This is a genomic window from Pseudomonas sp. TH39(2020), from assembly GCF_016650715.1.
In the GTDB taxonomy this organism is placed as follows: Bacteria; Pseudomonadota; Gammaproteobacteria; order Pseudomonadales; family Pseudomonadaceae; genus Aquipseudomonas; species Aquipseudomonas mandelii_C.
In genome coordinates, this window is sequence record NZ_JAEKFF010000006.1 from 161,786 (window position 1) to 187,871 (window position 26,086).

General features: G+C 59.6%; 23 protein-coding genes. 11 read left to right on the forward strand and 12 right to left on the reverse strand.

The annotated features are described in order from the left end of the window. Window positions 1-123 precede the first annotated feature (123 nt). Entirely contained in the window at window positions 124-990 is an 867-nt protein-coding gene (locus JFU47_RS08650) for a pirin family protein (protein WP_201182496.1), read from the reverse strand. Window positions 991-1,094: 104 nt separating this feature from the next. On the opposite strand from JFU47_RS08650, the gene JFU47_RS08655 reads away from it, so the two are divergent. The 3 genes from JFU47_RS08655 (at window position 1,095) to dkgB (ending at window position 3,803) form a co-directional block, all read left to right on the forward strand. Then, window positions 1,095-2,003, forward strand: coding sequence for a LysR substrate-binding domain-containing protein (locus JFU47_RS08655; RefSeq protein WP_140895006.1), 909 nt, complete (start codon window positions 1,095-1,097; stop codon window positions 2,001-2,003). A gap of 249 nt (window positions 2,004-2,252) precedes the next feature. Then, window positions 2,253-2,792, forward strand: coding sequence for a PaaI family thioesterase (locus JFU47_RS08660; RefSeq protein ID WP_008152205.1), 540 nt, complete (start codon window positions 2,253-2,255; stop codon window positions 2,790-2,792). Between the two features lie 207 nt (window positions 2,793-2,999). After that, window positions 3,000-3,803, forward strand: a complete 804-nt coding sequence (gene dkgB / locus JFU47_RS08665; RefSeq protein WP_201182497.1) for a 2,5-didehydrogluconate reductase DkgB — start codon at window positions 3,000-3,002, stop codon at window positions 3,801-3,803. 3 nt (window positions 3,804-3,806) lie between these two features. Here the strand turns inward: dkgB and JFU47_RS08670 are convergent, their stop codons facing one another. The 6 genes from JFU47_RS08670 to JFU47_RS08695 form a co-directional block, all read right to left on the reverse strand. Next, window positions 3,807-7,025, reverse strand: coding sequence for a transporter substrate-binding domain-containing protein (locus JFU47_RS08670; protein WP_201182499.1), 3,219 nt, complete (start codon window positions 7,023-7,025; stop codon window positions 3,807-3,809). 12 nt (window positions 7,026-7,037) lie between these two features. Then, complete coding sequence (locus JFU47_RS08675) at window positions 7,038-7,664, reverse strand: response regulator transcription factor (RefSeq protein WP_140680275.1); 627 nt, start codon at window positions 7,662-7,664, stop codon at window positions 7,038-7,040. Between the two features lie 109 nt (window positions 7,665-7,773). Then, window positions 7,774-8,187 (reverse strand): response regulator, encoded by a 414-nt coding sequence (locus JFU47_RS08680; protein WP_140680277.1) that lies wholly within the window; start codon window positions 8,185-8,187, stop codon window positions 7,774-7,776. A 157-nt stretch (window positions 8,188-8,344) separates the two neighbouring features. Next, window positions 8,345-11,047 (reverse strand): magnesium-translocating P-type ATPase, encoded by a 2,703-nt coding sequence (gene mgtA / locus JFU47_RS08685; protein WP_201182500.1) that lies wholly within the window; start codon window positions 11,045-11,047, stop codon window positions 8,345-8,347. A 506-nt stretch (window positions 11,048-11,553) separates the two neighbouring features. After that, window positions 11,554-12,288, reverse strand: a complete 735-nt coding sequence (locus JFU47_RS08690) for an alpha/beta fold hydrolase (RefSeq protein ID WP_201182501.1) — start codon at window positions 12,286-12,288, stop codon at window positions 11,554-11,556. Between the two features lie 170 nt (window positions 12,289-12,458). Then, entirely contained in the window at window positions 12,459-13,631 is a 1,173-nt protein-coding gene (locus JFU47_RS08695) for an MFS transporter (protein ID WP_201182502.1), read from the reverse strand. A 257-nt stretch (window positions 13,632-13,888) separates the two neighbouring features. On the opposite strand from JFU47_RS08695, the gene JFU47_RS08700 reads away from it, so the two are divergent. The 4 genes from JFU47_RS08700 to JFU47_RS08715 all read left to right on the forward strand — a co-directional run bounded on the left by JFU47_RS08700 (window position 13,889) and on the right by JFU47_RS08715 (window position 18,170). After that, the gene (locus JFU47_RS08700) at window positions 13,889-14,689 is read left to right on the forward strand and encodes a glucose 1-dehydrogenase (protein ID WP_201182503.1); all 801 of its coding nucleotides are present in this window, start codon (window positions 13,889-13,891) and stop codon (window positions 14,687-14,689) included. Then, complete coding sequence (locus JFU47_RS08705; RefSeq protein WP_140680282.1) at window positions 14,682-16,508, forward strand: glycoside hydrolase family 15 protein; 1,827 nt, start codon at window positions 14,682-14,684, stop codon at window positions 16,506-16,508. The genes JFU47_RS08700 and JFU47_RS08705 overlap by 8 nt, the downstream gene beginning before the upstream one ends. A 333-nt stretch (window positions 16,509-16,841) precedes the next feature. Then, window positions 16,842-17,231 carry a hypothetical protein gene (locus tag JFU47_RS08710; RefSeq protein WP_140680284.1) on the forward strand — a complete coding sequence of 130 codons (390 nt, stop codon included), beginning with the start codon at window positions 16,842-16,844 and terminating at the stop codon, window positions 17,229-17,231. Window positions 17,232-17,267: 36 nt separating this feature from the next. After that, window positions 17,268-18,170, forward strand: coding sequence for an alpha/beta fold hydrolase (locus JFU47_RS08715; protein WP_201182504.1), 903 nt, complete (start codon window positions 17,268-17,270; stop codon window positions 18,168-18,170). Here the strand turns inward: JFU47_RS08715 and JFU47_RS08720 are convergent. After that, window positions 18,139-19,122 carry a GlxA family transcriptional regulator gene (locus JFU47_RS08720; RefSeq protein ID WP_201182505.1) on the reverse strand — a complete coding sequence of 328 codons (984 nt, stop codon included), beginning with the start codon at window positions 19,120-19,122 and terminating at the stop codon, window positions 18,139-18,141. The genes JFU47_RS08715 and JFU47_RS08720 overlap by 32 nt on opposite strands. A 90-nt stretch (window positions 19,123-19,212) precedes the next feature. Here JFU47_RS08720 and inhA point away from each other — a divergent pair, with 90 nt between their 5' ends. Beyond that, window positions 19,213-19,908, forward strand: a complete 696-nt coding sequence (inhA, locus tag JFU47_RS08725; protein ID WP_201182506.1) for an isonitrile hydratase — start codon at window positions 19,213-19,215, stop codon at window positions 19,906-19,908. A 662-nt stretch (window positions 19,909-20,570) separates the two neighbouring features. Here inhA and JFU47_RS08730 read toward each other — a convergent pair. After that, entirely contained in the window at window positions 20,571-21,056 is a 486-nt protein-coding gene (locus tag JFU47_RS08730; RefSeq protein WP_140680287.1) for an SRPBCC family protein, read from the reverse strand. A gap of 195 nt (window positions 21,057-21,251) precedes the next feature. Between JFU47_RS08730 and JFU47_RS08735 the strand changes: the two genes are divergently transcribed. From JFU47_RS08735 to JFU47_RS08745, 3 genes are read left to right on the forward strand one after another with little or no spacing between them, the layout of a single operon-like run. Continuing rightward, window positions 21,252-22,184: an ADP-ribosylglycohydrolase family protein gene (locus tag JFU47_RS08735; protein WP_140680288.1), complete on the forward strand. Its 933-nt coding sequence runs from the start codon at window positions 21,252-21,254 to the stop codon at window positions 22,182-22,184. Beyond that, window positions 22,177-22,575 (forward strand): GFA family protein, encoded by a 399-nt coding sequence (locus JFU47_RS08740; protein WP_140680289.1) that lies wholly within the window; start codon window positions 22,177-22,179, stop codon window positions 22,573-22,575. The genes JFU47_RS08735 and JFU47_RS08740 overlap by 8 nt, the downstream gene beginning before the upstream one ends. 59 nt (window positions 22,576-22,634) lie before the next feature. Next, window positions 22,635-23,036, forward strand: a complete 402-nt coding sequence (locus tag JFU47_RS08745; RefSeq protein ID WP_140680291.1) for a lysozyme inhibitor LprI family protein — start codon at window positions 22,635-22,637, stop codon at window positions 23,034-23,036. A 138-nt stretch (window positions 23,037-23,174) separates the two neighbouring features. Here JFU47_RS08745 and peaD read toward each other — a convergent pair whose 3' ends face one another. The 3 genes from peaD to peaB are packed head-to-tail and all read right to left on the reverse strand — an operon-like array spanning window position 23,175 to window position 26,074. After that, window positions 23,175-24,293 (reverse strand): quinohemoprotein amine dehydrogenase subunit beta, encoded by a 1,119-nt coding sequence (gene peaD, locus JFU47_RS08750; protein WP_201182507.1) that lies wholly within the window; start codon window positions 24,291-24,293, stop codon window positions 23,175-23,177. Window positions 24,294-24,318: 25 nt separating this feature from the next. Further along, a complete protein-coding gene (gene qhpC / locus JFU47_RS08755; RefSeq protein ID WP_008145336.1) occupies window positions 24,319-24,642 on the reverse strand; it encodes a quinohemoprotein amine dehydrogenase subunit gamma in 324 nt (107 codons plus the stop codon). A 1-nt stretch (window position 24,643) separates the two neighbouring features. After that, window positions 24,644-26,074 carry a quinohemoprotein amine dehydrogenase maturation protein gene (gene peaB, locus JFU47_RS08760; protein ID WP_076028106.1) on the reverse strand — a complete coding sequence of 477 codons (1,431 nt, stop codon included), beginning with the start codon at window positions 26,072-26,074 and terminating at the stop codon, window positions 24,644-24,646. Between the last annotated feature and the right edge of the window lie 12 nt (window positions 26,075-26,086).

Below are 26,086 nucleotides of genomic sequence, written 5' to 3' on the forward strand. Positions count from 1 at the left end.
TAATCCTCGCTTTTTATCGATGCCGAACGGGCCGGCGTTAGAGAAACCTGATAGTTCGTTAAAACGCGACCAAGCAAGGGTAGTCGCCCTCGTCCGGCACGCCACAGCGATACAACAATGAGCTCAACCGCTCATCCGACCGAACCGGCCTGACTGGAAGTCAGCAAAGGCCTGGTGGATTTCCTGCTCGCTGTTCATCACGAACGGGCCATGGCCGACGATCGGCTCGTCGATCGGCTCGCCGCTGAGCAGTAATACGACGGCATCGTTATTGGCTTCCAGGCTGAGCTGCTGGCCATTGCGTTCGAACAACGCCAACTGCCCTTCGCGCACCAGTTCCACACCGTTGACCTGAACCGTGCCACGCAACACTACAAGTGCCGTGTTACGACCTTCGTGCAGGTCCAGGGTCAGCAACTTGCCGCCGTTGAGGCGCAGGTCCCAGACGTCAATCGGGGTAAACGTGTGCGCCGGGCCGGTGTGGCCGTCGAACTCACCGGCGATCAAGCGCAGGCTGCCGGCCTGCTCCTTGAGCGCGATGCTCGGGATGTCGCCATCGAGAATCGTCTGGTAACCGGCGTCGGCCATCTTGTCTTTGGCCGGCAGGTTGACCCACAACTGAACCATTTCCAGGGTGCCGCCGGTTTTGGCGAAACCTTCGGAGTGGAACTCTTCGTGGAGGATCCCCGAGGCTGCGGTCATCCATTGCACGTCGCCCGGCCCGATCTTGCCGCCGCTGCCGGTGGAGTCGCGGTGTTCCAGCTCGCCCTTGTAGACGATGGTCACCGTCTCGAAACCGCGGTGTGGATGCTGGCCAACGCCACGACGCTCGGTGGTCGGGGTGAATTCAGCGGGACCGGCGTGATCGAGCAGCAAAAACGGGCTGATGTGTTTGCCCAGGTTGTCGTAGGAAAACAGCGTGCGAACCGGAAAACCGTCGCCGACCCAATGGGTCCGTGGGCTGGTGTAGATACCGATGATGTTTTTCATTCCGCCTCCGAATCTGGTGTGTGACGCGATGGACAAAGCTTAAAACTGAACCCTTTGATGCACTAGACTGCAAAAATCAGCCTTAGCGTTCTATATGGAGAACGATGGTGGAAGACCTCAACACCCTCTACTACTTCACCCAAGTGGTGGAACACCACGGTTTCGCCCCGGCCGGTCGGGCGCTGGACATGCCCAAGTCGAAGCTGAGCCGGCGCATTGCCGAGCTCGAAGAGCGCCTCGGCGTACGCCTGCTACATCGCACCAGCCGGCATTGTTCACTGACGGAAATCGGTCAGGCCTATTACCAGCGTTGCCTGGCGATGCGCGTGGAAGCGGAAAGCGCTGCCGAACTGATCGAACGCAACCGCTCCGAACCCCAGGGCCTGGTGCGCATCAGTTGCCCGACCGCGCTGCTCAACTCCTGGGTCGGACCGATGTTGACCCGCTACATGCTCAAGTACCCGCTGGTGGAATTGTTCATCGAGAGTACCAACCGCCGGGTCGACCTGATCCACGAGGGTTTCGACATCGCCCTGCGGGTGCGCTTTCCGCCGCTGGAAAACACCGACATGGTGATGAAGGTGCTCGGCAACAGCACCCAATGCCTGGTGGGCAGTCCGGCCTTCGTGCCGCGCCTGTCATCACCGGCCTCCCCGGCTGACCTCAGCGGGTTGCCGAGCCTGCACTGGGGTGCGGCGCAGCGTGAATATCAGTGGGAATTGTTTGGGGCGAACGGCGCCAGCGCGGTGATCCGGCATGCCCCACGAATGGTCACCGATGACCTGTTGGCGCTACGGCATGCCGTGGTGGCCGGGATCGGCATCGCTCACCTGCCCAGCGTGGTGGTGCGCGATGACATTACCGCAGGACGCCTGGTGGAACTGGTACCGGGCTGGGCCCCCAAGTGCGGGATCGTGCATGCCATCTTCCCGTCACGCCGTGGGCTGCTGCCGTCGGTGCGTGCATTGATCGACTTTCTGGGAGAGGAATTCAGCCACAGCGATATTGCCTAGAAGCCCGTACACACTCCATGTAGCAGCTGGCGAAGCCTGCGTTCGGCTGCGAAGCAGTCGTGAAACCAGACAACGGGGTGTGTCAGGAAAACCTAGTGCTCAGGATTCACGACTGCTGCGCAGCCGAACGCAGGCTTCGCCAGCTGCTACAGGTTGCGTAACGACAGAGGGCTGGCGGAGTTTTTATTTCGGACATAATATCGATCGAGATTACAAACATAATATTCACTCCCGCCCGAGGACATTCCCATGCAAAGCCCGAACCGCGAAGCCACGCTCGCCCAATGGATCGCCCAGGAACAGGCCATGCGCGCCCGTCTCGCCGGCCCCGGCAGTTTGTCCATGGCCGAGGTCAGCGCCCTGTCACCCGCCGAGTTTTTCGAAGGCATCGGCAACGGTGAACTGCCCTCGCCACCCATCGGCACGCTGATGGACTTCATACCGATCGAATGGTCCGCCGGAATGTTCATCTTTCAGGGCACGCCGGATTCACGGCATTACAACCCGTTGGGCAGCGTGCATGGCGGCTATGCCGCGACGTTGCTGGATTCGTGCATGGGCTGTGCAATTCATACGCAGCTGAAGAAGGGTCAGGGTTATACGACGCTGGATTTGCGAATCAGCTATGTTCGTGCGCTGAACGGTGCCAGCGGACCGGTGCGGGCCGAGGGCAAAATTGTTCATCTGGGGCGCTCGACGGCGTTGGCCGAGGGGCGGATTTATGACGTGGATGGGCGGTTGTATGCGACGGGGTCGACCACCTGCATGATTCTTGAGAATCGGGGATAGAGCTTAAGATCAAAAGATCGCAGCCTCGTTTCACTCGACAGCTCCTACAAGGGATTGCGTACTCTGTAGGAGCTGTCGAGTGAAACGAGGCTGCGATCTTTCGATTCATGACTTGCGGTAAACATTGCTTTGCCCCACCAGCGGTTTTTCCCATGGGTGCGGACGCGGATACTCGTGCCCATTCCCACTGCAACCCTGGAGTCATTGATGTCTATTCCCGCATTCGGCCTTGGTACTTTTCGCTTGCAAGGCCAGGTGGTCATCGATTCGGTGAGCACCGGCCTGGAACTGGGCTATCGAGTCATCGATACCGCGCAAATCTACGAGAACGAAGCCGAGGTCGGCGAGGCCATTGCCGCCAGCGGCATCGCCCGTGACGAGTTGTTCATCACCAGCAAGATCTGGGTTGCCAACTTCGCCAGGGATCGCCTGATCGACAGCCTCAAGGAAAGCCTGCAAAAGCTGCAAACCGACTACCTGGACCTGACCCTCATCCATTGGCCGTCCCCGGAAGATCAGGTGCCGGTCGAGGAATTCATGGGCGCCCTGCTCGAAGCCAAAAAACTGGGCCTGACCCGGCAGATCGGTGTGTCCAACTTCACCGTCGACCTGATGAAACAGGCGATCGCCGCGGTCGGTGCCGAACACATCGCGACCAACCAGATCGAATTGCATCCCTACCTGCAAAACCGCAAGGTCGTCGAATTCGCGCAAAGCCAGGGCATCCAGATCACCTCGTACATGACCCTCGCTTACGGCGAAGTGCTGAAAGACCCGGTGATCCAGCAGATCGCCGATCGCCTGCAGGCGACGCCGGCACAAGTCACCCTGGCCTGGGCCATGCAATTGGGTTACGCAGTGATCCCCTCGTCGACCAAACGCGCCAACCTGCAAAGTAACCTGCACGCTCGCACACTGACCTTGAGCGACGCCGACATGGCGCTGATCGCGGGCCTGGATCGTGACCATCGACTGACCAGCCCCCAAGGCATCGCGCCCCAGTGGGATTAAGCGTCAGTCTCGCTTGAGGCCCTGATCCAGGCGTGCCATGGCGTGTTGCAATTGATCGACGGCCTCGTCGATCAACGTCGCGCGCCCTTCGGCGCAGGCACGCTCCAGATGTTCGCAGCACTCGATCAAACGTTTTGCACGAACCATCCGCGCACCACCTTTGATGCGGTGCGCCAGGTCTTGCAGCCGGTGACGATTGCCACTGACGTGCGCTGCAAGCAGATCATCGCGATCGTAGCGATTGGTCTCGGCCAGTTCGCGCAACAACTGATCGATCAGCGTCCGGTCTTCACCGACGTAGAGATCCAGGCCGGTCAAGTCGATCTCGGACGTTGCTTGCTCTTCAACCGGCGCTGGCGGCTCATTCACAAATCGGGACGCCAGCCAGGCACTCAAATCGGCCAGCCGGATTGGTTTGAACAGACAGTCGTCCATGCCCGCTTCAAGGCAGCGGATCTTTTCCTCCGGCTGCGCATTGGCGCTAAACCCAAGAATCAGCGTGGGTGGCAAGCCATTAGCGCGCTCTTCATCGCGTATCGCACCCGCCAATTCATAACCATTGACCACCGGCATGTTGCAATCGGTGATGACCAGATCGAGCTCATGCTCGCGCCACTGCGCAAGACCACGTTCGCCATCCTCAACCTCCAGCACCCGATGCCCCAGGTAGCTCAATTGCCGTGAGAGCAACAATCGATTGGCCGGGTAATCGTCGACCACCAGAATCGTCAGCAGCCGAGTGGCCACCTGCAATCCGCTATCGGCCCACTCGCTGCTGGTCAACGGTTGCAACGCAATCAGATCAAAGCTGATGTCGACCTGCGTACCCAGTCCGAGGACGCTGTCGAGCTGCAATCGGCCGCCCATCATTTCGCACAGAGTGCGGCTGATCACCAGTCCCAGACCGGAGCCAGTTCGGCCTGACTGCTGGCTGTTGCCGGCCTGCACGAACGGGCTGAACAGTCGTTGCTGATCGACCACACTGACACCGATGCCGCTGTCCTCAATACGCACACTGACGGCCAGATGCCCCGACACACCGGGCTCTACTCGCAGTGTCAGACTCACCTCACCCTCACGGGTGAACTTGATCGCATTGCTCAGCAGATTGGACAGCACCTGCTTGAAGCGCGTGGGGTCGACTAACACGTCACGATCGCTGTGTTCGGCCAATTCGACCCGCCACTGCAAGTTTTTCTGCCGTGCCAGGCCTTCGAAAACCCGACACACCGACTCCACCAGCGTGCGTAGATTGGCCCGCTCAGGGGTCAGCGACAAATGCCCGGACTCGATCCGGGCGATGTCCAGGATATCGCCGATCAACGCCAGCAATTGCTGCGCGGCATTGGATGCCACTTCGATGGCGGAGCGATCAGTGAAGCCCTCTTCCGCTCGCTTCAGCGCCAGTTCGAGCATGCCGATCAGGGCATTCATCGGTGTGCGGATTTCATGACTCATGGTCGCCAGAAAGGTGGTTTTGGCGCGGTTGGCATCGTCGGCGGCGTTCTTGGCATCCTGCAATTGCCCGAGCAGCTGTTGGCGTTGAGTTATCTGCCGACGCTGCCAGGCAATCCAGGCCAGTGCGAGCAACAGCAAGGCGCCCGCAGCGGCAAACGCCTGGAGAATGCCTTGGCGATGACGCAGCCAGTAGCTGTCATCGACTACCACATCATTGCTCCAGCGGGCTAACAGCTCATCCATCTCCTGGGGCGAAATGCTCAGCAGTGCCTTGTTCAGAATCGAGTGCAACTCCAGCGCACCACGGCTGGTGGCCAGAGCGATACGCGCCGGTTCATCACCCACGGTGCTGCTGATCCGCAGACGCTCGCGGTATTGCCGGGTGATCAGATACCGAGCCACGATCAATGAGCTGACCGCCCCGTCGGCCTGGCCCTTGATCACCCATTCCATACCCTGCGCCGGACTCTGCACTTCGACCAGACGTACATTGGGCGCCCGAGCTCGGATGAACCCGAGCAACGGATGACCGCGATAAATTGCCAGGCGTTTACCGGCCATGTCATCCAGGGTCCTGGGGCTTCCCGGGGTCGTCGCACTGACCAGTACAAACGGATTGTTCAAGTAGGCCCGAGTGAAACGCATTTCGACTTCGCGTTCGATACCGGGCGTGACCACAGGTAACACGTCGATCTTGCCGTCCTTGAGTTGCTGGATCTGCTGATCGAGGGAGTTACCCCGCTGCACCTTGAAGGTCAAGCCGCTGCGCTGGCTGATCAGCGTCAGCAATTGCGCGGTCAACCCGCTGAGTTGTCCCTGTGCATCGTAAAAAGTCAGCGGTGCAAAGCTCTCGACGGCAGCCACTTCCACCGTCGGATGTTGATCCAGCCAACGTTGTTCACTGGCGCTCAAACGTACTCGTTCTTGACCCGCCATGTTGGCTCTTCCGGCACTCCAGCGCTGCTCGATGGCCGTGCGCTGATCCATGGGAATCGCCGCCAGAGCCTTATCGACAATGCTCTTCAGACGAGGGTTGCCCCGGCTGAAGGCAAAGCCGAACGGATTGGCGTCCAGGCCGGAAGGCCCTACCAGGCGTACGTTACTGAGGTAGTTGTTATTGATGAGGTAATTGGCGCTGATGAAGTCCCCGAGGTACACATCATCCTGCCCGAACGCCACCGCCCCGATCGCGTCGAGTGCCGAGGGGTAGCGTTGCAAGCTCGCATCGGGATAGAAGGCTTCGACAGTCTGCGCCTGCAGATAGTCATCGACCATGGCGATGCGTTTGCCCGCAAGATCGGCGGGCACCTGTTCGTCCAGCCGCGTGACCAGCATAGGCTGATCTTCAGCATAAGCAGTGGATCGGGTCAGCTGCGGGTCAGCCGCCTCAAAGTTGTTGGACGTGCCGAGCAGGTCCAGATCATCGTGTTTGAGGGCATCCATGGCCGCCTCGCGCGTGCGATAACGAAGCACGTCGATTTTTACATGCAGCAGTTGCCCCAACAGCGCGGCATAGTCCGCGGTGATGCCTTCCAGCTCATCAACGTTTCGCGTGATCTCGAACGGCGGGTAGTCCGGCCCCGACACCCCGAGGCGCAAGACTCGTTTGCCACGCAACCACTGCCAGTCTTTTTCATCCAGCTGGACCTGATAACCCTCCACCGCGGAACGCCCCAGCACATGCAAAAGCTTTGGCTCATCGGCCGCCGTCACCGGTGCTGCCAGTCCACAGAACAGCAACAGGGCCCACAAACAATCGCGCATGATCGGGCTCACTCAGATCAGATGATTACGCTTGGCAAAGTCCCTCAGGTGTACCGACGAATCCACGTTGAGTTTTCCAACCAGACGGGTCTTGTAGGTGCTGACGGTCTTGTGACTCAAGTGCATGATTTCAGCGATCGCCTTGTTACTGATGCCCCGGGCCAGATGCTGAAAGATCGTCAGTTCCCGGTCGGAGAGTTGATCGATCATCTGTTTTTCACTCAGTTGTATCGAGTTCAGCGACACCGACGCCGAGGGTAGCTGGGCGAAATAGGTGTAACCGCCCATCACGGCGTGCACGGCTCTGTGCAAGTGCTGCAAGTCATTGGACTTGGCAACATAGCCCGCGGCGCCGGCGTGCATGCAACGATCCTGATAAAACATGGGTTCCTGGGACGTGAAGACCAGTACTCGACAGGGCACCCCACTGGTCTTGATCCGCGCCAGTACATCCAGCCCGTCGAGCGAGGGCATCACCAGATCCAGTACCACCAGATCAGGCTTGTGTTCGCGGATCATCGGCAAGACTTCATTACCACTCGCCGCTTCGTATATCTGCTTGAAACCCTCCTGCGCCAGTACGATTTTGACTGCGGCGCGAACCACCGGATGATCGTCCACAATCAGCACTGACTTCATGGCAACTCCTGTGCAACAAAAACGACGATTGAACAATCAATGCCCATGAGCCCGGCCCGGTTGAACGCGCCGGCTGCGCAAAGACTTTTGCATGGAAAACCGGGCGCAACTACCTGACAGAAATGACAGTGCCGACGAACGGTAGACGAGGGTCGATGATCGCCATCAGCCGCGCAATGGACGCCAGATCAGGCAGCATTGCGTGGCTCACCTCAACGGTCTGTTGAACGCAGGCAGGAATGGGCGGCAGTTGCGCCTGCTGACCGTCATAGATCAAGGCGTGATGAACCTGTTGGTTATCAAGGAAAAAATCGAACAGGTTCAAAGCCCCGCCCGCCAGCGAGGCATTGATGACCACCAGATCAAAAGGCTCGCAACCGTATTCGACCAGGGTCAACAGCTCTTCAAGGCTGTGCACCGGTGCTATCCGGTAGTAGTCGAGTTGATTGAACAGTCGCTCGACCTTCATGCGGTGAAAATGCAACTCGTCGGCGATCAGGATACGTAAGGCTTTGTTCGACAACGTGGGCCCCCAGGAGGGTATCGAATTCGTGAGGGCGCAAGGCTACGGAAGACCCGTCGATCTTTCTGTAGGACTTTTCCTAAAAACTGCAACCCTCGTCCGGTGACCTGGGAAGTTAAAGTCAAAAAACCGTCCGAACACGGTACTTCTGGCAGCATTACTGCCAGCCAAACCGGCGAACATAGAATCCCTTCACGGCCTGGGTCAGCGCCATATAGGCCAGCAGAATCACCGGCAGGAACACGAAGTACAGCGACGGCAGCGCCTGTAATTTGAAGTAGTGCGCCAGCGGCCCCATCGGCAGGAAGATGCCGACGGCCATGATGATTCCAGTCATTACCATCAGTGGCATCGCTGCGCGGCTTTGCAGGAACGGGATTTTCGGTGTGCGGATCATGTGCACGATCAGCGTCTGGGTCAGCAGCCCGACCACGAACCAGCCGGACTGGAACAGGGTTTGATGATCCGGGGTATTGGCGTCGAAGACGTACCACATCAAGGCAAACGTAGTGATGTCGAAGATCGAGCTGATCGGTCCGAAAAACAGCATGAACCGGCCAACATCCGCTGGCTGCCACCGCTGCGGTTTGCTCAGCATTTCTTCATCGACGTTATCGAACGGAATGGCGATCTGCGAAATGTCATAGAGCAGGTTCTGCACCAAGAGGTGCATCGGCAGCATCGGCAGGAACGGAATGAAGGCACTGGCCACCAGCACCGAGAACACGTTGCCGAAGTTCGAGCTGGCGGTCATTTTGATGTACTTGAGCATGTTGGCGAAGGTCCGACGCCCTTCCAGCACGCCCTCCTCCAGCACCATCAGGCTTTTCTCCAGCAGGATGATGTCCGCCGCTTCCTTGGCGATGTCCACGGCGCTGTCCACCGAAATGCCGATGTCAGCGGTGCGCAGCGCTGGCGCGTCGTTGATACCGTCGCCCATGAAGCCGACCACATGACCGTTGCCCTTGAGCAAACGCACGATGCGTTCCTTGTGCGACGGGGTGAGTTTGGCGAAGACGTTGGTGCTCTCCACCGCCACCGCCAGTTCGGCGTCGCTCATGCGCTCGATGTCGCTGCCCATCAGCAGGCCTTGTTGCTCCAGGCCGACTTCGCGGCAAATCTTCGCGGTCACCAGTTCGTTGTCGCCGGTCAGCACTTTCACGGCCACGCCGTGAGCGGCAAGGGCTTTGAGGGCCGGCGCGGTGCTTTCCTTGGGTGGATCGAGAAACGCCACGTAACCGATCAGCGTCAGCGCCTGTTCATCCGCCAGGCTGTAGGTATCGCGCCCTTCAATCATCGGCCGCGCTGCAACCGCCACCACGCGCAAGCCTTCGGCATTGAACGATGCGGTGACCTGACGAATCCGCGCCAGCAATTCATCGCTCAGTGCTTCATCGACCTCGCCGTGACGCACCCGAGTGCACACCGCCAGCACTTCTTCCACCGCGCCCTTGCAGATCAGCAGGTGCGAATGATCGCGCTCGGCGACCACCACTGACATCCGACGGCGAGTGAAGTCGAACGGGATCTCGTCGACCTTGCGAAACGCCGTGCCGACTTTCAGTTCACGGTGGATTTCCACGTGTTCGAGCACCGCCACGTCCAGCAGGTTTTTCAGGCCCGTCTGGTAGTAGCTGTTGAGGTAGGCCATTTCCAATACGTCATCGGAATCGTTGCCCCAGACATCGACGTTACGCGCCAGGAAGATCTTGTCCTGAGTCAGGGTGCCGGTCTTGTCGGTGCACAGCACGTCCATGGCGCCGAAGTTCTGGATCGCATCGAGGCGTTTGACGATGACTTTTTTACGCGACAGGAACACCGCGCCCTTGGCCAGGGTCGAGGTGACGATCATCGGCAACATTTCCGGGGTCAGGCCCACGGCAATCGACAGCGCGAACAGCAGCGCCTGGGTCCAGTCGCCCTTGGTGAAGCCGTTGATGAACAGTACCAGCGGCGCCATGACGAACATGAAGCGGATCAGCAGCCAACTGACTTTGTTGACGCCAGTCTGGAATGAAGTGGGTGCGCGATCGGTGGCGCCGACCCGCTGGGCCAGTGCACCGAAATAAGTGTTGTTGCCGGTAGTCAGGATCACCGCCATGGCCGTGCCGGACACCACGTTGGTGCCCATGAACAGGATGTTGTCGAGGTCCAGCGGGTTGCGGGTGTCACTGTCCTGCTGACGGGGGAATTTTTCCACCGGCATCGATTCGCCGGTCATCGCGGCCTGGCTGACGAACAAGTCCTTGGCGCCGATCACCCGGCAATCGGCGGGAATCATGTCACCGGCCGAGAGCACGATCAGGTCGCCTGGCACCAGTTGTTTGATCGGCAGCTCGGTACGTTGCGCATCCCGACGCAACACCGTAGCGGTGTTGCTGACCATCGCCTTGAGCGCGTCGGCGGCCTGGTTGGATTTGGTTTCCTGCCAGAAGCGCAGCAAGGTCGAGAGCACCACCATGGAGAAAATCACGATGGCGGCTTTCATGTCCTCGGTCAGCCAGGAGATGACCGCGAGCAACGTCAGCAGCAAGTTGAACGGGTTTTTGTAGCAGTGCCACAAGTGGGTCCACCACGGCAGCGGCTGTTCGTGCTCGACTTCGTTAAGGCCGTATTGCACGCGCAGTGCATCGGCTTCGAGTTCACTCAGGCCATCGGTGTGGCTGCCAAGGTTGTTCAGCAGTTGGCCGGTGTCGCTGTTGGCAGCGCTCACCAGGGTTTGCGCCAGGGTGGGCGGCACCTCGCGGCTGACCGTGGTGTCGGTGAAGTTTTCCAGCAGCGCCAGGCGACGGAAGTGTCGGGCGATGTGGCGGGTGCGCAGGAATCCGGCGAAGAATTCTTTGAGCAGGGTCAGGTTCATGGCAGTTCCCCCAGGGTCAGCCGGGAAACCGTCGAGCAGGCGTGTCGATGCGCCGCGATGACGACAACAAGTCGAACATCACGCACGGTTCAGCGTCGATGAGAGGGACGTCGGGACACGGACCAGGACCGGCCGCGATCGGGATGCCGCTGCTCGCTTTTCGGCGAGACAACGGCACAAAAAAGTGGCGCGTTATCTTGCCGGGAAGGTGCCGGTTATCGAAACCGGCCGACTACTGTCACTCGAACAAGTACCCACTGTGGGTCTCCGCTATTGATTGAAAACGCGCGAAGCTTACGCCCCGATTTCTGGAGAGTAAACGATGCAAAGCCGTGTGGAGGGGGAATCGCGGGGTTCTTCAGGAAGGGTTCAGGATTTTGGATTTGTGCTGTTCTTCAGGGCCTCTTCGCGAGCAGGCTCGCTCCCACAATGGGCCTGCGTTCACAGGAAAAAATGTGGGAGCGAGCAAGCTCGTCCCACAGGTGTTGAGTGATGTTGAGACTGGGTCAGGCGCTGACGGCCATGGCATGCCGCCGATGATGAACGCCCAGCTGATCCTTGATCACCCGCAACACCTTGGCTTCGTGCTCGTGGATAAAAAAGTGTCCGCCAGCGAGTATGTCCACCGAGAAACTGCCGTGGGTTTCCTTGCGCCAACCGATCAGCTGCTCGGTGGTGGCGCGATCAGCCGTGCCGCCAAGCACATGGATCGGGCACTTGAGCAACGGGCGCTGTTGCGGTTCGAAACGTCCGCACAATAGAAAGTCCGCGCGCAGGACCGGCAGCGTCAGGCTCATCAGCTCTGCGTTGGCCAGCACCTCTTCACTGGTGCCGTTGAGGGTGCGCAATTGCTCGATCAATTCGGCATCGGTTTTGGGCTCGGCGAACCCCCTGTCGTAGTCGGCCCGCATTGTGGGTGCGGCGGTACCTGAAGCGAACAGCGCCACCGGTTCCGGGCAGCCCAGCGAGCGAAACGCATGGGCCATCTCACAGGCCAGCAACGCGCCAAGGCTATGACCGAACAGCGCGTACGGCGCCTTGAGCGTGGCTTTTTGTTCCTGCGCGAGTTGCAGCGCCAGGCGTCGCATGTCGGTGTGCAAGGGTTCGCCAAACCGCGCACCACGCCCCGGCAATTCCACGGGTTGCAGCTTGAGCCACTCCGGCAGTTTGCGCCGCCAGCGGCTGTAGACCATGGCACTCGCGCCCGAATAGGGCAGGCAGAGCAATGTCAGCTGGGTCACCGGGTTTACCTCAAAAAGTTGTCTATCAAGAGAACGGATGAGCGCCGACGAGAATTAGTCGTACAGATAACCCTGTGGGAGCGAGCTTGCTCGCGATAGCGGTGTATCAGTCAACATGAATGTGGCTGCCAGACCGCTATCGCGAGCAAGCTCGCTCCCACATTTAGTCATCATTTCAAGTGGCGGAAGCTTTGCACTGCGGAACCGAGGACCACGGCGCCAGCGGCGACGGCGACCCAGAATCCGCTCTGGGCTCCAAATGCATCGATAAGCCAACCCGAACTGGCCGCACCCATCGCCACGCCAATGCTCAATCCGGTCACCAGCCAGGTCAGGCCTTCGGTGAGTTTGGCCGGCGGCACGATGCGCTCCACCAACGCCATCGCCACAATCAGGGTCGGCGCAAAAAACAACCCGGCGACAAACACCGCCAGCGACAGCCCGAGAATGTTCGTCGCCAGCAGCAACGGCAACGTAGTCACCGCCGTCGCCACTCCGCCGTACAGGAACAGTCGCGGCAACGGCAGTTTCGAGCGCAACGCCCCGAACGCCAAACCGGTCAGGCACGAGCCGATGGCATACACCGACAACACAATACTCGCCGCTGCCGGCTGGCCCTGCTGCTGGGCGAACGCCACGCTGACCACGTCCACCACACCGACGATGGTGCCCATGGCGACCATCAACAGCATCAGCAACTGAATCTCGCTGGAGCGAATAATCGAGCCCTGATGATGGTCTTCATGGGGATGAATCGCCGGCTCGGTGTCACGTTGGAGCACAAACGCCGTCACCCCGATCGCCAGCATCAGCAACGCCGCCAACGGCCCGGCCTCGGGGAACGCCACCACGCACAACCCAACCGACAGCGGCGGCCCGACAATAAAGCAGACTTCATCCAGCACCGACTCCAGCGCATAAGCCGTTTGCAGCTCAGGCTGGCCGCGATACAACTCGGTCCAGCGCGCCCGCACCATCGCCGACATGCTCGGCATGCAACCGGCTAACGCTGCGAACACAAACAACGTCCAGTGCGGCGCCTGCAAGCGAGTGCAGAGCAACACCAGCAACAACGCCCCGCCACCGATCAGCGCCGAGACTGGCAAGATCCGACGCTGGCCGAAGCGGTCCACCAGCCGCGAAACCTGCGGCGCACAAAACGCCGTGGCCAAGGCAAACGTCGCTGCCACCGCACCGGCCAGTCCATAACCGCCCTGCAACTGCGAGAGCATGGTGATCAGGCCGATGCCGGTCATGGAAATCGGCATGCGCGCGATCATCCCGGCCAGCACAAAAGCACTGCTGCCTGGGGCTTTGAACAGCTCGCGGTAAGGGTTTGCCATGGGTGCCGGTCTCAACAAGGGCCTGCAAGTTGCCATAAGCCTGATTGAGGGGAAAGCAGGCAATTGTTGGTTGAATGTGAAGGCCTTGAAGATCAAAAGATCGTCCGAACGCGGCCCGAACCTTCGGCAGCTCCTACAGAAGATCGCATTCCACTGTAGGAGCTGCCGAAGGCTGCGATCTTTTGATCTTGCAGCTGAACTCTCTGCAACTCAAACCAGTCAGCTAATTAAGCCCTCAACTCAAGGCGCTGACGTTCATGCAGATTTCCCTCGACCAACAAGTCGCCCTGATCACCGGTGCCAGTTCCGGCATCGGTGCCGGCGCGGCCAAGGCCCTGGCCGCCGCCGGTGCCGCCGTGGTGATCAACTACAATTCCCAGGCCGCCCCCGCCGAGGAGCTGGCCCGGACGATCAATGCTGAAGGCGGTCGCGCCATCGCCATTGGCGCCGACGTCTCCAAAGAAGCAGACGTCGAACGGTTATTCGCACAAACCCTCGAAGCCTTCGGTTTTCTGGACATTCTGGTCGCCAACTCCGGCATGCAAAAAGACGCAGCCACGGTGGACATGAGCCTCGCCGACTGGAACCAGGTGATTGGCGTCAACCTCACCGGCCAGTTCCTCTGCGCCCGCGCCGCCCTGCGAATTTTCAACCGGCAAGGCATTCGCGATGGAGTCTCGCGGGCCGCGGGCAAGATCATCCACATGAGTTCGGTGCACCAGCGCATTCCCTGGGCCGGTCACGTCAATTACGCCGCGTCCAAGGGTGGCGTCGACATGCTGATGCAAACCCTCGCCCAGGAAGTCAGTCACCAGCGCATCCGCATCAACGGCATCGCGCCGGGCGCCATTCGCACGGCGATCAATCGCGCCGACACCGAAGGCGCCGCCGAGCAGGAACTGCTCAAACTCATTCCTTACGGCCGGCTCGGCGAAGTCGAGGACATCGCCAACGCGGTGGTCTTCCTCGCCTCCGATGCGTCCGACTATATCGTTGGCACCACCCTGTTCATCGACGGCGGCATGAGCCTTTATCCGGAGTTTCGCGGCAATGGCTGATCATCATCCCGAACGACAAAGCGCTATCGATGCCCATGGCATCATCGGCGACATGCGCAGCGCGGCACTGGTCAATGACAAGGGCAGTGTGGATTTTTTCTGTTGGCCGGAATTCGACAGCCCGTCGATCTTCTGCTCGCTGCTGGACACCCCTGAGGCCGGGATTTTCCAACTGTCCCCGGATTTACCCGACGCTCGCCGCGAGCAGATTTACCTGCCCGACACCAATGTGCTGCAAACCCGTTGGCTGAGCGATCGCGCAGTCGTCGAAGTCACCGACCTGCTGCCCATCGGCGACAGCGAAGATGACACGTCGGTGCTGATGCGCCGGGTTCGTGTGGTCAGTGGTCAGGCAACGTTTCACATGCGCTGCGCCGTGCGCCATGACTATGCGCGCGCCAAGACCCGCGCGCGCATGGATGAAGAAGACGTGACCTTCGAGGCCGCCGACCAGCCTTCCCTGCGCTTGTTTTCGGACCAGGTTTTACGCATAGACGGCCATGCGGCAGTCGCCGAATTCACCCTCGAACAGGACCAGACCGCCGAATTCATGCTGGGTGGTATCGACGATCCGCGATTCAAGGAAGGCGCCGCCGCGATCTGCCTGGAGCGGACCCTGAAGTTCTGGCGCGACTGGATCGGCCAGTCCAACTATCGCGGTCGCTGGCGGGAAATGGTCAATCGCTCGGCCTTGGCATTGAAGCTGCTGACCTCGCGCAAACACGGCGCAATCCTCGCCGCCGCGACCTTCGGCCTGCCGGAAACACCTGGCGGCGAGCGCAACTGGGATTATCGCTACACGTGGATCCGCGACGCCTCGTTCACCGTCTACGCATTCATGCGCCTGGGCTTCGTCCAGGAGGCCAACGATTACATGCGCTGGCTGCGCGGGCGGGTCAGTGATTGCCACGGAAAATCGATGAAGCTCAACATCCTCTACGCCATCGATGGTCGCCAGGAACTGCCGGAAACCGAACTCTCGCACCTCTCCGGTCATGGTGGCGCAACACCGGTACGGATCGGCAATCAGGCTTACGGCCAGGTCCAGCTCGACATTTTCGGCGAGCTGATGGACGCGGTGTACCTGGTCAACAAATACGGCGACGCCATCTCCCATGAAGGCTGGAAACATACCGTGGAAGTGGTCGATCAGGTCTGCGAAACCTGGGAGCAAGAGGACGTCGGCATCTGGGAAATGCGCGGCGAGCAGCATCACTTTCTGCACTCCCGGCTGATGTGCTGGGTCGCACTGGATCGAGCCATTCGCCTCGCCTCAAAACGCTCACTGCCCGCCCCGTTCGCCCGCTGGGACCAGACCCGACAAGCGATCTACGCTGACATCTGGGAAAACTTCTGGAACGAAGAATGCGGGCACTTCGTCCAGTACATCGGCGGTACCGCGCTCGATGGCTCGATGCTGCTGATGCCGCTGGTGCGCTTCGTCAGCGCCAAAGACCCGCGCTGGCTCGCGACCCTCGACGCGATCGAAAAAAACCTCGTGCGCGACGGCATGGTTTACCGCTATCGCAATGACGACACCCGAATCGACGGCCTCGACGGCACCGAAGGCGCCTTCGCCGCGTGCTCATTCTGGTACGTCGAATGCCTGGCCCGCGCCGGACGGGTGGAAAAGGCACATCTGGAGTTTGAACAGCTGCTGAGGTACGCCAACCCGCTGGGGTTGTACGCCGAAGAGTTCGACAGCCATGCGCGGCATCTGGGCAATACGCCGCAAGCGCTGACGCATTTGGCACTGATCAGTGCGGCCAGTTTTCTGGATCGGAAATTGAGTAGGGAGAAGAGTTTCTGGCAGCCGTGAAACCGCGTAGCCCCTTTCGCGAGCAGGCTCGCTCCCACATTGGATCTTTAGTGGCCAGGAAATTTGTATTCGACCGAGATTAAATGTGGGAGCGAGCCTGCTCGCGATAGGGCCATCAGCCACAACACAAGGCCGACTGAACACCGGCGAAAGAAACGGTGGCCGGTATAGGCCAAGCTCCTACAACTGCTAAACAGAGCTGTTCAATCGCACGAAGCACCTGATTTCTATAGCCTGAAAACGTTTGTTGCCAGCCGTTACATCCCCACCTACCATCCCCCCTCAACGGGTACAGCGGAGCTGTCCAACAAAACCCGAATTCAAGGAACCAGAATGACCCAACGCATCCACCGCAGCATCGATACCCCACTCCGGTCCGGACTGAACCGCGACGAATTGTGGGAAGCCCACGACAAGGGCCTGATCAAATGCTGGGAAATCGGCCGCCAACGCGCCGCCCGTTTCCCCGAACTCGCGCAACGCTGCCTTGCCGGCGAACTGCCGGTGCTGGGCTGGAAAGGTGGCGTCAGCCGCAGCCTGAAGAAACTCGAAAAATACGGATCCCTCAAATACCTCGCCGAGTGGCAGGGGATGCGCGGGGAAGATCTGGATATTGATTTGAGTGAAGAACGGGCCTTGACCTGTTCGCGGACCAACATGGTGGTGACGTTCACGCCGGATCGGTCGAAATACTTTAATCAGGTGGCAGAAATCGAAGTCTAGGAACCAGGCGAAAAACAACCCTGTCTGGAGTGTCGAATGAACAATCAAGCGCTGATCCACTTCACCCAAACGCCAGGGTTGTCGATCGCCTACGAAGAACACGGCCCCACCACCGGCGACCCGATCCTCCTCCTCCACGGTTTCCCCTATTCCCCGCGCGCCTATGACGAAATTGCCCCAGTCCTCGCCGCCAAGGGCTACCGCGTCATCGTCCCGTACCTGCGCGGTTACGGCCCGACCCGTTTCAACCACCCCGACACCCTGCGCTCCGGACAACAAGCCGCCCTCGCTCAGGACTTGCTGGATCTGATGGACGCGCTGGCCATTCAACAAGCCGCCCTGTGCGGCTACGACTGGGGCGGTCGGGCGGCGTGTATTGTGGCGGCGCTATGGCCCGAGCGGGTTCGTTGCCTGGTGACCGGCGACGGTTACAACCTACAGAACATTCCCCTCTCCACCGAACCGTTGGACCCGGAAACCGAGCACCGCCTCTGGTATCAGTACTACTTCCACACGCCACGCGGGGTCGAAGGCCTGACGAAAAATCATCGAGCCTTGTGTGAATTACTCTGGACGTTGTGGTCACCGACCTGGACCAAAGGCCCTGAGCGGTATCCCCTCAGCGCCCCGGCTTTCGACAACCCGGATTTCGTCGAGGTGGTGATTCACTCCTACCGCCACCGGTTCATGTACGCGCCCGGCGACCCGGCGCTGGAGTGGATCGAAGAAGCACTGACCCGACAGCCGCCGATCAGCGTACCGACGATTTCCCTGTGCGGAGCCGACGATGGCGTCGGACCGGCACCGGAAATAGACGAAGACATCGCCCATTTCACCGGACGTTATGAGCGGCGAGTGTTGGCGGGCGTCGGGCACAACATTCCCGAAGAAGCGCCCGAGGCAACGGTCAGAGCGTTACTGGATCTGCTGGAAGGCTGACGCTGAAACGCTCGCGATAAGCCTGCGGGGTCACGCCCATGGCCCGCAGAAAACTGCGTCGAAGCGTCTCTTCGCTGCCAAAACCGCATTGCACCGCCACCCGTTTGATCGGCACGCCGGTATCGCTGAGCAAACGTCGGGCGGTCTCGACCCGAATTAGTTCAATGGCCCGGGCCGGAGTCTGGCCGGTGTCGGCGCGGTAATGGCGGACGAAGCTGCGTTCGCTCATGCCGGCCTGCAAGGCCAGGGTCGGGATGCCCAAATCCTTGGTGAGGTTTTCACTGATCCAGGCATGAAGTTCGTCGAAACGGTTACCTTCCTTTTGCAAAGAGAGGGTCACGCTGAACTGCGACTGGCCGCCGGGACGTTTCAGGAACACCACCAGTTGCCGGGCGACGTCCAGGGCCATCGTGCGGCCGAGGTCCTCTTCGACCATGGCCAGCGCCAGATCGATACCGGCGGTGACCCCGGCCGAGGTCCAGACCGGGCCGTCATTGATGAAAATCGGATTGGGTTCAACCTGCAGCCGCGGATGCTGCTGCGCCAACTGCTCGCAACGGGTCCAGTGAGTGACCACCCGCCGGCCATCGAGCCAGCCGCTGGCCGCCAGCAAAAATGCCCCGGTGCACACCGACGATACCCGCCGACACCCCGTCGCGTGTTCACGGACCCAGGTCACCAGCGGTTCATCTCGCGCCGCGTCGTAAACGCCCCAGCCACCGGCAATGATCAATGTGTCACTGCCCTCTTCGGGTAACGGCTCGGCCAACAGCGCCAGCCCCGCCGAGGACATCACCGCCCCGCCGCCGCTGGCAATCACCGACGGCGCATAAGGTGGCGGAAAACCTTGCTCGCGGGAAATATCGTTGGCCGAGGCGAACACTTGCAACGGCCCGGTGACGTCGAGCAATTGCACATTGGCAAAGGCGAGCACGTGAATGGTTTTCGGCATGATTGGCGTAATTCGTGGGGTGATTGGCGTATACGCCAAATCCTACGAGCCTAAAGTGAAGCCGTCCACCCACTTCATGAGAAAAATGCCATGACGTTGCAGATCGGTTTTCTGTTGTTTCCACAGGTTCAGCAACTGGACCTCACAGGCCCTTACGACGTACTGGCCTCGCTGCCGGACGTGAAGGTGCATTTGATCTGGAAGGACCTGATGCCCGTTACCGCAAGCACGGGCCTGGTGCTGAAACCGACCACCACGTTCGACGACTGCCCACCGCTGGATGTGATCTGCATTCCCGGCGGCAGTGGCGTCGGGCCGTTGATGGAGGATGAACAGACGCTGGCCTTCATCCAGGCGCAAGCCGCCAACGCGCGTTACGTCACGTCGGTGTGTACCGGCGCGCTGGTGCTTGGCGCGGCGGGTCTGCTGAAGGGCAAACGCGCCACCACTCACTGGGCTTATCACGAATTGCTGGTGCCTTTGGGGGCGATCCCGGTGAAGGATCGGGTGGTGCGCGACGGTAATCTGCTGACCGGTGGCGGGATCACGGCGGGCATCGATTTTGCCCTGACCCTGGCCGCGGAGTTGTTCGATAAGGACACGGCAGAGCTGGTGCAGTTGCAGCTCGAATACGCCCCGGCACCTCCGTTTGCATCGGGCAGCCCTGAGACGGCTCCGGTCAGTGTGCTGGAGGAGGCCCGCAAACGCGCTGCCGGGTCATTGAAACTGCGCTCGGAAATCACTGAGCGTGTAGCGGCGAAACTCGATCAGTTGTCAGCTAGCTGATCCATCCCGATCGGCAGCCAGTGCCAGGCTGCCGCTCCCCCGGCCAAAATGATCCGCCGAGGATTTTCCATCGCCCATAAAAAAACCCGCCTAAGCGGGTTTCTCAAGACCATTTCGACATCCTGTCGGCAGCCATCCTGGCCAATGGTCGATCATCCTTGATCCTGAGCGCTTCCTGCGACTCAGTTGATGGACCGAGATTAAACACATCGGTGAAGCGTAAACAGAGGACATACCAGCGCTCTGGTGTAAGCCATTGGCCATTCAGCCATGAAGCCCTCTCCTGCTACACGAAACTCATCTGCCAGGGTCTTTTCGACAGACCAAAAAAACCCGCCGAAGCGGGTTTTTTCCCAAGACCATTACGACTCCCTGTCGGCAGCGATTCCTTGCTTATGGTCGATCATCCGTGATCCCGAGCACTTCCTGTGCTTCGGTTGATGAAGCTAGATTACGCTTCGGATCCAATGTGCAATAGACGACATAGCTACCATCGCGTGTAGGACATTCGCTATAGCCGCCCTTCCGAAAACCCTTAGACAGGTAAGGTTTCAAGCATTGAGGCCGCTAATTTAGCGGACTGCAGCTGACCTTCGGCCCTCAGATCGCCGTCCTCGAGAAACGCCCAGCGTTTCAGCCCAGGTTCAAACAGGCGGCCATCACTATTCCTGGCGCTCGCGTTCCTTGGCACTGACTTTGAGAAATTCTTCGATGTTGTTCATCTGTTCATCCCAACCGCGGCTGTCCATGCGGAACGCCTTGAGCCGGCGCGTCTGAGGGATGTGATCGAAACCGGACTCGGTGACCTTGAGTAACGTGCCTTCATCCATGTCTTCAAGCTCGAACTTCACCAGCGTGGTGGGTTCCTGGGAGTAATCGAGCTCCGGCTCCACGGCATAAGGGTGCCAGCGAAACGAAAACACCCGTTCCGGCTCGACCCGCTCCACCAATACGTTCCACAGCAAGTGCTCATAACCCGGGTACGTAATCTGCCCCTGGGTCCACTCACCGGCAACAAAACGCTTGCCTTCCAGCGCCACGCCAAACCACTGTCCGAAAGCTTCGGCATTGGCCAGCACACGCCAGACCTGCGAGCGCGGCGTTTTGAGCAGGATCTTCCTTTCGATGCGATCTGATGCTGGATTCATAAGTCACCTCCTGTACTGAACAGTAGGCCTGTAAGACCACAAGACCAACCCTAAAGTTGTATCAATCGGGCATCGCAATCAACCCTGACGAAATATTCAGCTGCATGTCCAAGTGTAACTGCTGATTTGAAGACAAAACGAGTAGACCGAAACTGCTAACGTTAAACGCGAAATTGACTCAGACAAGGACGATTCATGCAGCCTTCACTTACGGAACGTTATCGCGGGGCCCTGCTGGGCCTGGCCTGCGGTGATGCCGTTGGCACCAGCGTCGAATTCCAGCCACGCGGCTCGTTCAAGCCCCTGACCGACATGGTGGGTGGCGGCCCTTTCAATCTGAAAGCCGGGCAATGGACCGATGACACCTCGATGGCGCTGTGCCTGGCCGAAAGCTTGCTGAAAAAAAACGGCTTCGAGGCGGCCGATCAGATGGGTCGTTACTTGAATTGGTGGAAATGGGGTTATCTGAGCTCAACGGGTGAATGCTTCGACATTGGCATGACCGTACGCGACGCCCTGACGCGTTATCAGCAAACCGGTGAACCGTTCGCCGGCTCCACCGATCCCCGCACGGCCGGGAACGGCTCGCTGATGCGCCTGGTGCCAGTGGCGCTGTATTACTTTCCCGATCGCGACCGGATCCTGGCATTTTCCGCCAACAGCTCGCGAACCACCCATGCCGCACCGGAAGCGATCGAATGCTGTCAGTTGTTCGCCGAGCTGATCCACCGAGCGTTACAAGGCGCGCCCAAGGCAGAAGTGCTCGGCTTGTCAGAAACGACATGCCTGGAACCCAAAGTGGCCGCCATCGCGCGAGGCGATTATTTCGGCAAACCTGAACGCGAAATCCATGGTAGCGGTTACTGCGTTGCTTCACTGGAAGCGGCCCTGTGGTGCTTTCATCAGACTGACAGCTTTGAAGCCGCCATCCTGAAAGCCGCCAACCTGGGCGATGACGCCGATACCACCGCCGCCATTGTTGGCCAGTTGGCCGGGGCTCATTACGGCGTGCAGGCCATTCCCGACCGTTGGCTGGAGAAGTTACATTTGCGTGAAGACATCGAAGCCACGGCTGACGCTTTGCTGCGGGCAGCCACCCTCACGCAAACAGGAGCACGCGATGAATAGCCTGCAAGGCAGTTGCTTGTGCAAAGCCGTCGAGTACCACGTCGATAGCCTCGACATGCCCATCAGCCATTGCCACTGTCAAACCTGTCGCAAGGCACACGCGGCGGCGTTTGCCTCGACAGCCGGGGTCATGCGCGAACATTTTCGCTGGACCAAAGGCCAGGACCACCTGAGCAGCTACGAATCGTCGCCGGGTAAGCTGCGGCATTTCTGTTCGGTCTGCGGTTCACATTTGATGGCCGAACGCTTGGCCCAGCCCCACGTCATTGTTCGTGTGGCGACACTGGACGATGATCCGAAAATGACGCCTCAGGTGCATATCTGGACATCACATGATGTGCCGTGGCTCAACGATGAGTCGATCGAAAAACACCTTGAATGGCAGGCATAGCAGGCCAATACGTAGCGCTACACGGCCCCCCAATTTTCCACGTCAAAGAGAGAATCCCCATGCACCCACGCTTTCTCCTGGCTCTGACGCCTCTGCTGTTTACCGCCGCTGCTTATGCTGTGGACTGCGACAACGCCACCGATCAGGCCACGATGAATGAGTGCGCGGCGCAGCAGCACAAGACGGCGGACAAGGAGTTGAATGCGCTTTACCAGCAGATCAATGAGCGTTTGAAGAGTAACCCGGACAGCAAAAAACTCATGGTCAGTGCGCAGCGTGCGTGGATTGCGTTTCGGGATGCCGAGTGCACGTTTTCGGCGTCTGCCGTGGAAGGTGGGAGTGTGTATCCGCTGATCTACAGCAACTGCATCACTGAGTTGACCAAGGCGCGGGTTGAGACTTTCAAGAATTATCTGAAGTGTCAGGAGGGGGATTTGAGTTGCCCGGTGCCGGGGGCTTGATGCTTCGGTTTCTTCGAGGGCCTCTTCGCGAGCAGGCTCGCTCCCACAGGGCTCAATGATCTTCACACAATAGTGATCACACTGAGATCCACTGTGGGAGCGAGCCTGCTCGCGAAAGCGCCAGCTCAGACTGCGCCGTTACCGAATAAATATCTGCGCGGTCGTGATCGCCATATCCCCGCCCGGCAACTTGATGCTGCCAATCTGCTTCATGCTCTCGGGATCAAAGATCGCCACATCGTTAAACGTCCCCGCCAGGTAGATCTTGCTACCGTCCTTGTTGAACGAAATGCAGTAGTAGGAATGATCCAGCGTCGCTGCCTGGAGCATTTTCTTCTCCTTGATGTCGTACTTCGCCAAACGGTTGAGCACCCCAAACATCAGGTTCGGATCCTTCGGCGAGCGCATGCCGCTGAAGTAGATTTCCGTCAGAGGGCCGAAGTCGGTGGTTTCGCTCTTGCCGGTTTTCAGGTCGATGCTGAACAGCCCGTAAAGGTATTCGGCGGTCAACGGATCCTGCTTCTTGTCCTTGAATTTCGCGGCGGTGTAGAGCAGCGAAAAGTCATGGCGATAGGTCTGCTGGTTCCACACGTAGAGCACGTCCGGCGCGCTATAGTTCGGGCGCTTCCAGTGGCGGCTGGGGATCAGCACGTCGAACTTGCCGGTCTTCACATCGACCTTGTAGACATCCGCCCCGGCCACGTACAGCGTGCCGTCGTCACCACTCTGCATGATGGTCAACTGCCGTGGCGCCGGGAAACTGCGCACGGGTTTGGCGTCCATGCCGGCGTCGGTGGCGTACACGTCGAGCCGCGGTTGCTGCACTTCGTAGCGGTCGCTGAGCATCAGCGTCGGGTTGGCAATGGTGAACAATTCCTTGCCGTCGTGGCTGAGGGTGAAGGCGAACATCGACTTCGCTTTCTCACCCGGCTTCTGGGTGATGCTGGCGTGGAACACCTGCTTGCAGCTGTCGAGTTCAACGCCGTAGACATCCGCGTAGTGGTTGTTCAGCACGTAAGCGGTCTTGCGGTCCGGCGACAACTGAACGGTGCCGGGACCGAACGCATCCGGCATTTTGCAGGTCTTGAACAAGGTGTCGGTAACCACGTCGATGACGTGCAGGTTGTTCGGGTAGTTGGTGGTCAACATGTACTCGTGACCGTCTTGCAGTGCTGTATTTTCATCGGCCAGAACAGTGAGCGAACAGACGCTCAGGACGGCGAATGCGGCCACGCCGCAGGCTTTGATGCAATGCATGCTGGAATCCTTCTTCTCTGTCCGATTACTTGTCTTTAGGGAAGACCGTGCCGAGGTTGCGCCAGTTTTCGTTGGACGCCTGGGCATCCTTGTTCCAGTCCGGGTAGGTGCTCATCATGTCGGGCACCTGGGCCGGCCACCAGCAAGGGTCGGAACAACCGTAAAGGTCAGCTTCCATCGGCTGGCACAGCGACGACACACCGCCAAATGCATCGATTTCCCAACCCGGGTCGGTGGTCGAGGCACAGCCGGCGACGGAACTCATCGCCACCACTTCTTCGATGCGGTTTTCGGCCGCGGCCTCATCCAGTTTCAGCGCTTTATTATTGATTGCCTTGAGATGTTTCATATCAGTGAGCCTTGCGCGGAGTGATGTAGCTGCTGATAAACGCAGGGTTGTGGGCCATGATCCGGGTGTAGACCTCGATGCCGAAGTCGACCCAGTCACGCATCAGTTCGCAGTAGTGATAGGTCGGGTGGGTCGGGTCGCCGTAACGGGCGTAGCTCTCGTGATAGCAGCCGCCGGAGCAGAGGTTGCGGATCTGGCAGTCCTCGCAACCGGTGTTGGTACGGTCCAGGCGCTGGGACAGGAAGTCGTTCAACTCAACCTGCTTCACACCGCTGTGGACGTTGCCGAAGGTCGGCAATGACGAACCGGTAAAGCGATGGCACAGGTTCAGTTCGCCCTTGTGATCCACCGCCAGCATCTTCAGGCCCGCGCCGCAGGGCAGGGCTTTTTTGTGGCCTTCGTGGATGTCGGTGATCAACTGGTGCAGGTTGGAGAAGCCGATATTGCGGTGCTCCAGCGCCGCTTCCAGATAACGCCGACCCAGCTTCTTCATGTTGGCGAAGACTTCGATCAGCTCGTCGCTGGACAGGTTGAAGGTGCTGATGTCACCGGAGGTCACCGGGGCAAACCCGACTTCGGCAAAACCCAGTTCGTTGAACAGGTGATCCCAGATGGTTTCGACGTCGGTGACGCCGGTGGTCAGGGTCACGCGGGCACCGACCGGACGGCTGTTGTAGCGCGACAGCAGCATTTCAGCCTTGCGCCGCACCACGTCGTAAGTGCCCTGCCCGCCCACGGTGATGCGGTTGCGGTCGTGCACGGTTTTCGGTCCGTCGATACTGACTGACAGGCCGAATCGGTGGGCGTTGAGGTAGTCCACGGTCTCTTCGGTGAGCAGCGTCGCGTTGGTGGTCATGACGAACTCGACAAACTTGCCCGCCTCGCGGAAACGCTTTTCGCAATAGTCGACCATGTACTCGATCAGCTTGCGATTGCTCAGCGGCTCACCGCCGAAAAACACCACGGTGAAACGCTCTTCATCCGGTGATTCACGCAGCAGCATTTCCACCGAGGCGACCGCCGTTTCGACGTCCATTTTCTTGCCGGCCGACGGCTTGTCCAGGTCTTCCTTGTAGCAATAGGTGCAGCTCAAATTGCAGCCGGTGTTGACGTTGAGTACCACGGTATTGATCGCCGTGCGCTCGACCCGTTTGGTGCCGATGTCCGGGGTCAACGGCGAGCCGTCGCTGACCAGTTCCAGGGCCATCAGCTCACGCAGGGTCTCGGTGATTTCTTCGCCGTTGAAGCGAGCGGCCAGGCGCTGGATCAGGTCGTCCGACGAACAGCCGGGACCGCGCAAGGTATCGATGATGGTGCCGGTCAGCTCATCGCTGGCGAACAGCGAACTGCTGGGGATGTGAAACAGCATGCGGTCGGCATCGACGTGCACTTCGTGCAGATTCCGCTCGACCAGATTCAAAATAGCGCCCATTGCAACCTCCTG